The following is an 11,930-nucleotide window of genomic DNA, read 5'->3' as shown; positions in this document are numbered from 1 at the left end:
ATTTCAATATTAAGGGTATATCAAATACCTCCAAAGTAAACCATCAGTCCACCTACGATAATGTAGAATAGGGCGTATGGTAATGCAGACTTGAGGATTTCACCATCCTTACCTTCCATATTACATGAAGCTGTAGCGATAGCGATACTTTGTGGAGAGATAATCTTACCACCAGTAGCACCTGTAGTGTTCGCTGCTACGAGCCAGTTGGTATCGGCATAGCCGAGCTGGCCAGATACATTCGCTTGTAGTTTACCAAATAGGATATTAGATGAGGTATCACTACCTGTAACGAAAGTACCAATAGCACCAATCAATGGAGCAAATATAGGGTAATACTGTCCTGTAAGGGCTACGAGGGCACTACCAATCTCATTAATCATCCCTGCGTAGTTCATCACACTGGCAATGGTCACCAAGCTAAGAATAGTGATCACCGTATTCTTGAGGTTGATGACTGTGCGACCAAGTATTTGCATCAGCTTACCAAAGCTGAGCCCTTGGATCATACCACCGATAATTGTTCCTAAGAAGAGCATTAGTCCAGCATTAGATAACCATCCGAATGCGAAGTAATGTCCATCGGAATAGATCGGCAGGTGTACTTTGCTGACTAAATGAGTTTTAAGGAATCCACTGATAGCTGGAACCAAAGGACTTGCTAGTATAATAAAGACGAGAATAAAGAGGTAGACACTCCATGCCTTGAAGGCTCTGCTGAAGGATAACTTCTCAGTAGCCTCCACGCTCTTCTTTTCTTTCTTAGTAAAGAGTTTTGCCCAAATAATAATTCCTATGATAGAGGCTATTGCTCCTAAGATGGCTGGAGTCTCAGCACCTAAGTTCTTTGCTGCTAGATATTGTACCGCAAAGGAGATTGCCCCCACCCATAAGGCTAAGAAGATGTTCTTAACAATGGCTGACTTAGACCTATCTGTTAGTGTCAGGATGATGAAAGGCAGTATGAATAGAAGCGGAGAGAGCTGCAAGACGACCTTGGAACTGATGTCACAGATCATCTCTTGGCTAGCTACACCTGTGGTCGAAGCCTCATTGGCAAGGGTGATCACAGGGACACCTACTGCTCCAAATCCTGTAGGAACACTATTGGCAATCAGAGATACTAGTGCTGAAAACCCTGGCTTAAAGCCTAGTGAGATCAGTATCGCGGCAGGAATGGCTACAGCTGTTCCAAAACCAGCCATCCCCTCTAGTAAACCACCAAAGCCCCATACCATAAGGAGTACCATCACTCCTTTGTCATCTGTAAGCGAGGTGAATTGTTTTTTGATTACCTCAATCTCCTTACTCTCAAGCAATACATTATAGCTGAATATCGCCATGAGAATAATGATTAAGATTGGGAATACCGCTTTTAATATCCCTTCAATAATAGAATACCAGACCATGCCCTGAATGTACTTCTCAGGAGCAAAGCCCATGATTTCTGGTAGGAAGAAGGCTATAAGAATGGTTACAATAAGTGTTATGAAAGCACTTTTGTGTCCTGCCATCTTAAAGCCGAGCATCAAGACGAATAGGAGTACGATAGGGAGTAAAGCGACTAACGCATTCATATCAATTAAATTTATTGAGTTGTAATACCCGTTAAACAATCAACATAATACACTCCTTGGGACCGTGTGCTCCCTTTACTAGAGCCTGCTCAATATCCGCAGTCTTAGATGGACCTCCAATGAATCCTCGGAATTCACAAGTGTGCTCCGCAGGCATCCTTTCGTAGGCCTCATGCATGGTATCTACCAAATTGTTCTTATCCACGATGATAAGGATTGACTCTGATATGAAGTAGATAGCACGGTGTTTGAAGGCTTGCTCATAATAGACTGCTCCATTTTCACAAACACCAAAGACACTCTTGCACACGACTAGGTCTGTGCCATTAAGATCCGCAGGCTTTTCGGCATCATCAGGATTGAATGTGGCACATTCTATCTCTGGTAGGTTAGATGCAATGGATTTGGCATCAGGGAAGAGACGAAGGATAGCTTCATTAATAGACTCTCCCTCGAGGAGCATTTCGGCACGGCCACCACTATTATTACAGGTATCAAAGAATGCCTGTACTTTGTCATCATAGTGGTCGTGTGTGAGATTTATCTCAGGCTTTGGAAATACCTCCTTGGTATTTCTCTTAAGGCTAGCAATAATTTCAGCTTTGCTCTGATTATATTCTTTCATAATATAAATGATTCCTTGGATCGTTATTTATTATTTTTGTGAGTGCGTTTCCACCATGAATTAAATGACTCATTGGCAAATCGAGGTAGCTCTCGATCCTGCCCCCACTTATTCAACCCATTGTATAGAAGGAATCTAGGGGCGTGGTTAGCCATTGGTGCCATTTTTAGAGCACTATTAAATAGCTTAGGCTTCTCCATGATGAATTTCATACCGTCGCTCATTGTCTTCTTCTCTTGATTAGCTACACCGAGATCGTGGAGCTTTTGACGCCAAACGTAGATTTGCTCCCCAAGATCCACCATCACTGGGCATACGTAAGAGCATGAGAAACAAAGTGTACATCCAGAAACGTTGCCTGAGAACTTGCGTGGATCCTTAAGCATCCCAAGATTAATTCCAATAGGACCAGGGATGAAGTATGAATATGAGTATCCACCACTACGACGATATACAGGGCAGGTGTTCATACAAGCACCACAACGAATACAGTTTAGAGTCTTGCGGTGTTGTTCCATACCTAATATCTCACTCCTACCATTATCAACCAAGATAAAGTGTTGTTCCCCACCTTCGTGAGGTCTGCCAAAGTGAGATGTATAGGTCGTGATAGGTTGTCCAGTAGCACTACGAGCTAGCAGACGTGTAAAGACGCCTACACTTTCACGGCTTGGTACTAACTTATCGATACCAAAAGCGGTGATATTAATATTCTGGCAGCTCATACCCATATCGGCATTACCCTCATTAGTGCAGACTACAACTTCCCCAGTCTCTGCAATCGCAAAGTTAGCACCAGTCATGCCAGCATCTGCATTCAAGAAGTCCTGACGAAGAGCCTTCCTAGCTTGATGAGTTAGGTATGTAGGATCATAATTATTCTCCTCTGTACCCAACTTCTCCTCAAAGAGTTTCCCAACTCTTTCTCGCTTGATGTGGATCGCAGGTAATACAATATGGCTAGGCTTAGCATCCATCAGTTGGAGGATACGCTCCCCTAAGTCTGTCTCGATTACATCAATACCATGATTAATCAAGTGCTCATTGAGCTCACATTCTTCACTAAGCATTGACTTACTCTTAACCAACTTCTTAGCTCCATGCTCCTTTAGGATGTTTTCGATAATCTCACGATACTCTTTTGCATCCTTAGCGAAGTGCACATAGCAGCCATTTGCTTTGGCGTTCTTCTCGAACTCCTCAATCAACTCTGGCAAGTGTGATGTGCTATATAACTTTATATCTCTTGCTGTATGGCGAAGGTCTTCCCATTCTGGGATATTGTGACTAAGCTTGTCACGTTTTTGTCTAACCATCCAGAGTGTCTCATCGTGCCAAACAGCGTTGTTTCTATCTTCTTGAAAGGCTTTTGCTGCCCTACTATGTGATGTTCTGCTCATATCTTCTGACCTGTTAGAATTTCTAGGAAATGAATTGTTTGGATAGGAAGTTTCTCTCTATCAATAACCCCCTGCATATGCATGAGGCATGAAGAGTCAGCACCCGTAATAAACTCTGCTCCTGTATGCATGTGGTCACCTATCTTGTCACGTCCCATACATGCGGAAATCTCAGGCTCTTCAACTGAATAAAGTCCGCCGAAGCCACAGCACTCATCGATGCGAGTAGGCTCAAACACAGTTATTTCTGGGACTCTCTCTAGAAGAGATCTGATTTTATTGAAATAAGGGACGGTTAGTTCGCTAGCCGCTGATAATCCTAGCTCTCGGACGCCGTGGCAACTATTGTGTACACTTACCTTGTGAGGGAATGGTGTAGGAAAGCTTTCGGGCTTAACGATGTCGTAGAGAAATTCAGTGATGTCATAGAGGGATTTCTCAGTTTTGCACTCATGGTTTAAGAGACGACTATAGTTTTCTCTAACAAAAGCCACACAACTGGCTGATGGCCCAACCACATATTCGTAGTCACTAAAAAGATCTTCGAATCGTTCGGCAAGCTTTCTTGAGTCCTGTTCGTATCCACCATTTGCCATTGGTTGACCGCAACATGTTTGATCTAATGGATATTCAACGTCGTACCCAAAGCTCTTAAGTAGTTCGTAACACGCTATTCCTACATTTGGATAGACTGCATTGATGTAGCATGGGATAAAGAGTCCTATCTTCATACGCATTAAGTTGTTTAAATAATATAATAAAGTATCACAAAGGGTTGTAATTCTTAAGTCGAAAAAATAACCTGTTCATAATTGTAATGGTCAAATGTACATTTTTTTGACGTTATTTCAAATAAAACGAAGTGTTAATCGGTCGATTTGTTTTGTTTCTCTGGCTATTATACCGTTTCCAATCTATTTGTTATTTATTATTTAGCCATAGGTACACGGTGAGCATGTCGTCATTGTAGAAATTTTATGCTCTTTCTGGAGGTGATGCTTTGTTGTTATGTTTAGAGTGTGAAAAATATTTTTGTAGCTTTATTATAGCACATTGCTATAGCATCCATCGCATGGGTTGGATTATAAAGGAGTGTGATATGAGATGGGGATGTACTATTTAATGGTGATAATTTATAAACTTATTCCTATTTAAGTAAAGGATCGTGAGAGGCATAAAATTTTTTTGTGAACGAGGGCTCCTTTTCGCTAAGAATTTAATTATTTGAGTCGCTTGATTTGAGCCGTTAGTCATCGTTGAAGGTTTTGTTTTCTTTGTTTTGCACTGTGTGATATTGCAGATAAAGGTTCTTAGGTTCCTTGAAGAATAATAGAGGGGACTATTATTTCATTGATGCGATATCGATATCAATCTCAAACTTGTCGTTACTCATTATTTATAGTCTATTAAAAGTAAAAAAATGATATTGAGATTTGGACGTAACAAAATTATTGGTATCTTTGCAGAGCAATATTGCGAGATGGTGGTTGTAGCTCAGTTGGTAGAGCCCTGGATTGTGGTTCCAGTTGTCGCGGGTTCGAGTCCCGTCTTCCACCCTTATAGTAAAGAGCCTTGCTGTCTTATGTACGGTAAGGCTCTCTTGATATATAATGTTGCTCCACTTGGTATATATTGAATTATTTGGCTAATAATATGAATAGAGATAAAAAAAAGACCATTTCACAAGATAATCCCACTCCAGTGCAAGAGAGCTATCGGGCTCAGGTGAGTATGCCTGTGCTAGAGCTATTGATGGAGAAGTCATCACGTAATAGGACTGCAGCGAAGAAGTTGCTATCCTCTGGTCGTGTATCTCTGAATGGAAAGTCCGTCACAAATGCTCTGATGACAGCTGAGGTAGGGGCATCAATTACTGTTCACCGTGGGGCTCCACCATTACCCTTCAGTCACAGATTCCTCGAGATTATTTGGGAAAATGATGATTATATCGTGGTATATAAAAAAAGAGGGATGCCAACAGTCAATACAGCCCATAAGGACCGAGAGGAGACGGCATTATGGGTGCTTAGCCGTCACTATAAGATAACTAACCCGGATGCGAAGATCTTTATGATTAATCGTTTGGATCGTAGTACAGCCGGATTTATTGTTTTTGCAAAAAGTGTGGAAGCTAAGGAGTTGATGACTAAGTCCTGGAGTAAAAATGTCACGAAACAATTATTTGTTGCTTGTATTGAGGGAGAAGTAGAGGAGAAAAACTTTTTATTAACCACGTCGTCTAGTCAAGACTTTTCTGGGAAAGGGAAGGTGACTGTAGCTAAAATAAAAGTTGATAAAAGTAGTAGTAGGGGGATGATGCATATTGTCCAAGCTGATATGGTGGGAGCTAGGATTTTTTCACTTAGAAAGGTCTTTGGTGATAATAATTTTAGTATCTTTGGCGATGTTCGATCAAAGAGTAGCTTTATGACGGATAAGGATATTGCTTTGGAGCAAATTTCTCTAGAGTTTTCACTACCTAAAAGTGGACAGCAGATGAGCTTTGAAAGGGCATATCCAACACATTACTTTCAGTTGCTTAAGGAGGATAAATAAAGAGATCTGACGAGTAAATGTATGTGAGAAACCTAAATTGTTTTTTTTGAAACAAACAAACTAAATGTTGTTAATGATGAAAAGGAGTGAGAGACTAAGCCTAATGGCTCTTTTGTTGTTGTTAATTCCAATGTCAGTAATCAATGCTCAAATGATTACCGACGCTATCTCTTGGAAAACTACCCATTCTAATACAGAAGATGGAATTATAACAGTCAATTTTACCGCTAATCTAAAACCTGGATGGCACGTATATGGCACTGATATCCCAGCTGGTGGTCCAACCGCAACATCCATAGAGCTAGATGGAAGCAAGCATGTAGAGTTAATTGGGGACCTAGAAGCATCTAATAAGCCAGAGGAGGTATATGACCCCAATTTTGATATGACACTAAGGTGGCATAGTAATTCGGTTACCTTTACTCAAAAAGCTCAAGTAACAAATTCAGATAGCTTTGTCTTTTCTGGGGATGTTATCTTCATGATATGTGACAATACTACATGCTTACCACCTGATCGCTACGAATTTAAGATCACTCCTACTGACCTAGCAGTCTCCTTAAATGCTATATCTATGACTACTGAAAGTGGTGAAGATAGTGCTTCAGCAAGTGTAGATTCGGAGGGCTCTTCTGATGTGGTTGCTCCTGTAGAGTTATTTAATGGTGATATATGGAAGCCTGTGGTGGCTGAGCTAAAGGCTTATGGTGATGAAACACTCTCGGCGACAGATAAATCACACCTAATTACCTTTATTCTAGGAGTGTTAGGAGGGTTTATTGCTCTTTTAACGCCTTGTGTATGGCCAATGATCCCAATGACTGTAAGCTTCTTCCTTAAAAGAAGTAAGAGTCGTAAAGATGCTATTCGAGATGCTCTTACATATAGTGTTGGTATTGTTGTTATCTACGTTACTCTGGGATTGCTGATTACCGGTATCTTTGGAGCTAGTGCTCTGAATGACCTGGCGACCTCTGCGGTCTTTAACATCATATTCTTCCTGCTTTTAGTAGTATTTGCCATTAGCTTCTTCGGAGCATTTGAGATCGTGCTACCTCAAAGTTGGACCAATAAGATGGATTCAAAAGCAGAGAGTACAGGGGGGCTTTTGAGTATCTTCTTCATGGCCTTCACACTTGTGCTTGTCAGCTTTTCATGTACAGGTCCTATTATCGGAACTTTATTGGTGGAAGCCGGGACATCAGGTAGTCAATTAGGGCCAGCCATCGGTATGTTGGGATTTGCGTTAGCTCTTGCGCTACCATTTGGCTTATTTGCCATGTTCCCTAATGTCTTACAGAATTTACCTAAAAGCGGAGGGTGGCTCAATAGTGTAAAGGTGGTTCTTGGTTTCCTTGAATTAGCCCTTTCATTGAAGTTCCTTTCTGTTGCCGACTTGGCATACGGGTGGGGAATCTTAGACCGTGAAGTGTTTGTAAGCTTATGGATCATCATCTTCATCTTATTAGGTATGTATCTCCTAGGTAAGATTAGGATGCCACTTGATTCACCACTTCAGACTGTAGGGGTTACCCGCTTATTCCTATCTATTATTTCATTTGCCTTTGCTATATATATGATACCTGGGCTATGGGGTGCACCACTTAAGTCTATTAGTGCTTTTGCTCCACCTCTTTACACTCAGGACTTCAACCTATATGATGCTGAGGTGCATCCAAAGTTCCACGACTACGAAAGTGGTATGATGGCAGCTCGCAATGAAGGAAAGCCTGTATTGGTGGACTTCTCGGGTTATGGATGTGTCAACTGCCGTGAGATGGAGGCATCCGTATGGACTGATCCAAAGGTGAAGGATATCATAGACAACAAATTCATTTTGATTACAGTCATCGTCGATGATAAAACCAAGCTATCAGAAACTTTAGTAGTTACGGAAAATGGTAAGTCTCGTAAACTAAAGACAATCGGAGATAAATGGAGTTACTTCCAGAGAACTAAGTTCGGCTCTAACGCACAGCCATTCTACGTGATGCTTGATCCAAATGGATTGCCACTAGGGCCAAGCTATGGACATAATCTTAAAGTTCAGGATTATTTAGATTGGTTGAATGGTGGTCTTAATCAATTTGATAAAAATAAATGATTGTAGAAGATAATAAATACAAACCAAGTAGTCGTGCCGAAAAGCTTGAAGCTTTCGGCACGTTGCTTGATGTATTGGATGAGTTAAGGGTTAAATGCCCTTGGGATGCTAAGCAAACCAATGAGAGTCTACGCCCCAATACTATTGAGGAGGTTTATGAATTAAGTGAAGCTTTACTTAGTGGAGATCAGGCTAATGTCTCCAAGGAGTTGGGGGATGTCCTCCTACATATTGCTTTTTATGCTAAGATTGGAGAAGAGAATCAAGCATTCGATATTGCTGATGTATGTCAACGACTTACCGACAAACTGATCTTCCGTCATCCCCATGTTTTTGGCAACGTTTCTGTGAAAGATAGCCATGAGGTTGAGCAAAACTGGGAGCAGATTAAGCTGAAGGAAAAGGGCGGTAATAAGATGGTCTTGAGTGGCGTTCCTTGTGGGCTACCCTCATTAATCAAGGCTTATCGAGTTCAAGAGAAAGTAGCAAATGTAGGCTTTGATTGGGAGGAAAAGAGCGACGTCTGGGATAAAGTTTATGAGGAACTTGGTGAGCTTCGTGATGAAGTAGAGGGGGATTCATCTCAGGAACAGAAAGAAGGCGAAATGGGAGACTTCCTATTTAGTCTGATTAATATGGGACGCCTCTTTGGAATAGATCCCGATACTAGCTTGGAGAGAACCAATCAGAAGTTTATTCGTCGGTTCAATCACATCGAGATGAGAGCGAAAGAAGACGGGAAAGAGCTTAAGCAGATGACCTTGGCGGAGATGGAGATCTATTACAATGAAGCAAAGAGCTTAGAGAAAGACGACAATAAAGAGGAGGATCGCTAAATGTATATTTACAATATCACTATAAATGCACCAGGAAATATAGGGCGTGATGTGTTATACTTTATCCAGCATCGACTATTTCCAGAGTGGCAAGAGAGAGATGGTTGGGATAATGGGAGGTTACTAAGAATACCACAATCAATTGAAGATGGGGTGGCCATCGCTGTCCAATTTGAGTTGAAAGAAAGAGCGTTAGCAGATGAATTTGATATAGAGTCAGATGCTTGTGTTCAGCGTATCCGTCAAGCCTATGGGCAATATGTATTATTCTACCCTACTATTATGGAGGTGATAGCCTGACTGATATGGAAGACTCTATAATAAAAGCCGATGGCTATCATGTGCCGGTACTCCTCGAAGAGTCCTTAGAACAATTAATTACAAATCCAGATGGTATATATATCGATGCTACTTTTGGAGGCGGAGGACATTCTAGGGAAATTCTGAAACGTTTGAGCCCAGAAGGACATCTATTTGGCTTTGATAAGGATCCAGATGCTTTGGCAAATTGTGATATTTCAGATGAGCGCTTTACGTTTGTTCGAAGTGACTTTCGTTACCTTTCCTTTTTCATGAATTACTATGGAGTCAAGTCTGTGGATGGAATTTTGGCAGATCTTGGCTTATCCAGTCATCACCTTGATGATGAGGGTAGGGGCTTTTCTTTTCGTTTTGACGCACCAATAGATATGCGGATGAATAAGGCAGGTGGCACTACAGCTCAGGATTTGATAGAAAACTCTACTCAAGAAGACCTGTCAAGTATTTTAAAAGAATATGGGGAAATCAAGGGAGCATACCGGATTGCAGGATTGATGAAAGAGGCCTCTCAAAGGGGAGAGCTTAAGAGTATTCAAAATCTTCTTGATGCGATTGCCCCAGCTTCTCCACCGCATGACAAGAAGAATCTGTCTCGAATCTTTCAGGCTCTTCGTATAGCGGTAAATGACGAGATGGGATCACTTGAAGCGTTACTCCATCAAGGAGCTGATTTATTAGCTTCAGATGGAAGGTTCACTATCATTACTTATCACTCGCTAGAGGACCGTCCCGTCAAAAACTTCTTCAAGACTGGAAATCTCCAAGGTGAGCGTATTACAGACCATTTCGGAGTTTCACTTTCTCCACTAAAACCTTTGCGAAATAAACCAACCACTCCCACGGAAAGTGAATTGGAGAAAAATCCTCGCTCTCGTAGTGCTAAGCTACGTACTGCACTCAAACTCTAGTCGGATAATCATACAAAGCTACAAATACATAAGAAGGCTACTCAGCACGAGTAGCCTTCTTTTTTTTGAGCTTAGATGTAATAACCTATTTTACTTTGCTGGAGGAAAGAAGATTCCAGCAGGAAATCGAGAAAGGTTTTCCCATCTATTAAGTAATTTGCCCTTGTCGCCTGTCATATCAAAGCGATAAATGGTATTAGTCTTATAGTCTTGTCCAAAGCCTTTAAGAGTATTAAAGTAGACATGACCTGTAACGGGATGAACCTGAGCCGTGTTATATGTTACTTTGTGCTCTGGATTCAACTCCTCTTTGATATCTACCATCAGCTTAGAAGAGTTGGTACTGAAAATATGGCGATATATTTTTTGGCCAAGAGAACTATAGTAGATTGTATCTCCCTTTGCAGAAATTCCAGGAGCAGCTGCGAAGCTCATCTGTAGAAGTTTCCCTTCATATTCTTCTCCAATCATATTCTCTTGAACGACTTCGTAAGACTCAGTATTTATTTTACGAATGACGCCCACATTTTTTTCATAACTTGATACATATATATGATCCTTATCAGCATTGATAATCCCAGAGATTTTACCATCAAAACTGTGTTCATATACGATAGAATTCGTTTTTGAATCAATGACTTTAAGGTCTTTATTCTTGGAAAAGAATACCTTATTATGACTAACAGCCATCACATTTTTACGAGCACCTTTTGTTCCCTCGATAAGAGTGAGCTTATTAGCAGAGTATGCTGTATCAAAGAGCCAAATACCCTTTTCGTCACGGATGTATATATGAGTGTCATCCACGACTGCGACGTGAGTCGGATTGTTCAGTTCACTCAACTCAGTTGAATAGTACCCTCTTTTTTCCAAAGTATTTGCATCAAAAATAGTCAAGCGACCATCAGTATTCGGGTTCGTATTCTGTGAGATGACGAAATATTTATCATTGTACAAAAACATATCTTGAGGACATGAACCTATCGCTCTACCATTGATTCCTTTATAGACATTAGCTGTCGCTGCCTCCCTCGGATTGATATAAATAAGTGATCCCATCTCTGATGGAGTACTCCATACACTTCCTTCATTTAGGATAAATGTGCCGTAAGGACTGCTGTAGTCATTCAAAGTACATGCAATGACTCCTCTGAATACCTGTCCCTTATCATTCACACCTGAGATGATAATATTACTAGCACCAGCAGTAGATTTAACAGGAGCTGTGATGATCGACATCTGGCTGGCATCGTCATACGAAACAGTCCACGTTGGGTTACTCGAGATGCCTACAATATCTTTAAGCCCCTTACTATCAACCTTTACTTTTATGGGCTCACCTGGATAAAAGTTTAGAGCAATCTCATCCTTATCAAGAGCTAGTTTGATAAATGGATTATTAGCTTCAGTTTCCTGTTTTTCTTTCTCGGCTTTCGCCTTGTCCGCATCAATCTGCTCTTTCAGTTTGTTGAGTTCATTTTCTAGATCATTAATACGATCATCAGAACTACACCCAAAGAGGGAGAGACTCAAAAGAAGTCCTAATATCAGACTCCATTGAAATGTTTTCTTCTTCATGATTTTACGTTTTACAAAGTTTATA

10 protein-coding genes and 1 tRNA gene are annotated in these 11,930 nt (G+C 40.9%); 6 read left to right on the top strand and 5 right to left on the bottom strand.

The window, feature by feature from the left end; genetic code table 11:
* Window positions 1-20 precede the first annotated feature (20 nt).
* From QYZ87_08230 to QYZ87_08215, 4 genes are read right to left on the bottom strand one after another with little or no spacing between them, the layout of a single operon-like run.
* Entirely contained in the window at window positions 21-1,577 is a 1,557-nt protein-coding gene (locus tag QYZ87_08230) for an L-lactate permease (GenBank protein MDN4754508.1), read from the bottom strand.
* A gap of 31 nt (window positions 1,578-1,608) precedes the next feature.
* A complete protein-coding gene (locus tag QYZ87_08225; GenBank protein MDN4754507.1) occupies window positions 1,609-2,202 on the bottom strand; it encodes an LUD domain-containing protein in 594 nt (197 codons plus the stop codon).
* A gap of 23 nt (window positions 2,203-2,225) precedes the next feature.
* Window positions 2,226-3,602 (bottom strand): lactate utilization protein B, encoded by a 1,377-nt coding sequence (locus tag QYZ87_08220; protein ID MDN4754506.1) that lies wholly within the window; start codon window positions 3,600-3,602, stop codon window positions 2,226-2,228.
* A complete protein-coding gene (locus QYZ87_08215; GenBank protein MDN4754505.1) occupies window positions 3,599-4,333 on the bottom strand; it encodes a (Fe-S)-binding protein in 735 nt (244 codons plus the stop codon). The genes QYZ87_08220 and QYZ87_08215 overlap by 4 nt, the downstream gene beginning before the upstream one ends.
* A gap of 751 nt (window positions 4,334-5,084) precedes the next feature.
* Here QYZ87_08215 and QYZ87_08210 point away from each other — a divergent pair.
* The 6 genes from QYZ87_08210 to rsmH all read left to right on the top strand — a co-directional run bounded on the left by QYZ87_08210 (window position 5,085) and on the right by rsmH (window position 10,327).
* Window positions 5,085-5,159 (top strand) — tRNA-His (locus tag QYZ87_08210).
* A gap of 96 nt (window positions 5,160-5,255) precedes the next feature.
* The gene (locus QYZ87_08205) at window positions 5,256-6,158 is read left to right on the top strand and encodes a pseudouridine synthase (protein MDN4754504.1); all 903 of its coding nucleotides are present in this window, start codon (window positions 5,256-5,258) and stop codon (window positions 6,156-6,158) included.
* Between the two features lie 76 nt (window positions 6,159-6,234).
* On the top strand, window positions 6,235-8,262 hold the full coding sequence (locus QYZ87_08200) for a cytochrome c biogenesis protein CcdA (protein ID MDN4754503.1): 2,028 nt from the start codon (window positions 6,235-6,237) through the stop codon (window positions 8,260-8,262).
* Window positions 8,259-9,098 (top strand): nucleoside triphosphate pyrophosphohydrolase, encoded by an 840-nt coding sequence (mazG, locus tag QYZ87_08195; protein MDN4754502.1) that lies wholly within the window; start codon window positions 8,259-8,261, stop codon window positions 9,096-9,098. The genes QYZ87_08200 and mazG overlap by 4 nt, the downstream gene beginning before the upstream one ends.
* Window positions 9,099-9,398, top strand: a complete 300-nt coding sequence (locus tag QYZ87_08190) for a DUF4286 family protein (GenBank protein ID MDN4754501.1) — start codon at window positions 9,099-9,101, stop codon at window positions 9,396-9,398.
* 5 nt (window positions 9,399-9,403) lie between these two features.
* Window positions 9,404-10,327 carry a 16S rRNA (cytosine(1402)-N(4))-methyltransferase RsmH gene (gene rsmH, locus QYZ87_08185; GenBank protein MDN4754500.1) on the top strand — a complete coding sequence of 308 codons (924 nt, stop codon included), beginning with the start codon at window positions 9,404-9,406 and terminating at the stop codon, window positions 10,325-10,327.
* Window positions 10,328-10,417: 90 nt separating this feature from the next.
* Here rsmH and QYZ87_08180 read toward each other — a convergent pair whose 3' ends face one another.
* The gene (locus QYZ87_08180) at window positions 10,418-11,905 is read right to left on the bottom strand and encodes a PKD domain containing protein (protein MDN4754499.1); all 1,488 of its coding nucleotides are present in this window, start codon (window positions 11,903-11,905) and stop codon (window positions 10,418-10,420) included.
* Between the last annotated feature and the right edge of the window lie 25 nt (window positions 11,906-11,930).

This window comes from Porphyromonadaceae bacterium W3.11 (assembly GCA_030434245.1).
Classification (GTDB): Bacteria; Bacteroidota; Bacteroidia; order Bacteroidales; family Porphyromonadaceae; genus Porphyromonas_A.
The sequence above is the reverse complement of the archived record's forward strand: the minus strand, read 5'-3'. Positions and strand labels throughout refer to the sequence as shown.

Bases quoted from the DNA above. Each gene is read 5' to 3' on its own strand.
- rsmH (MDN4754500.1), top strand. From the start codon at position 9,404: ATGGAAGACTCTATAATAAAAGCCGATGGCTATCATGTGCCGGTACTC.
- QYZ87_08190 (MDN4754501.1), top strand. From the start codon at position 9,099: ATGTATATTTACAATATCACTATAAATGCACCAGGAAATATAGGGCGT.
- mazG (MDN4754502.1), top strand. From the start codon at position 8,259: ATGATTGTAGAAGATAATAAATACAAACCAAGTAGTCGTGCCGAAAAG.
- QYZ87_08225 (MDN4754507.1), bottom strand. From the start codon at position 2,202: ATGAAAGAATATAATCAGAGCAAAGCTGAAATTATTGCTAGCCTTAAG.
- QYZ87_08230 (MDN4754508.1), bottom strand. From the start codon at position 1,577: ATGAATGCGTTAGTCGCTTTACTCCCTATCGTACTCCTATTCGTCTTG.
- QYZ87_08215 (MDN4754505.1), bottom strand. From the start codon at position 4,333: ATGAAGATAGGACTCTTTATCCCATGCTACATCAATGCAGTCTATCCA.
- QYZ87_08205 (MDN4754504.1), top strand. From the start codon at position 5,256: ATGAATAGAGATAAAAAAAAGACCATTTCACAAGATAATCCCACTCCA.
- QYZ87_08220 (MDN4754506.1), bottom strand. From the start codon at position 3,602: ATGAGCAGAACATCACATAGTAGGGCAGCAAAAGCCTTTCAAGAAGAT.
- QYZ87_08200 (MDN4754503.1), top strand. From the start codon at position 6,235: ATGAAAAGGAGTGAGAGACTAAGCCTAATGGCTCTTTTGTTGTTGTTA.
- QYZ87_08180 (MDN4754499.1), bottom strand. From the start codon at position 11,905: ATGAAGAAGAAAACATTTCAATGGAGTCTGATATTAGGACTTCTTTTG.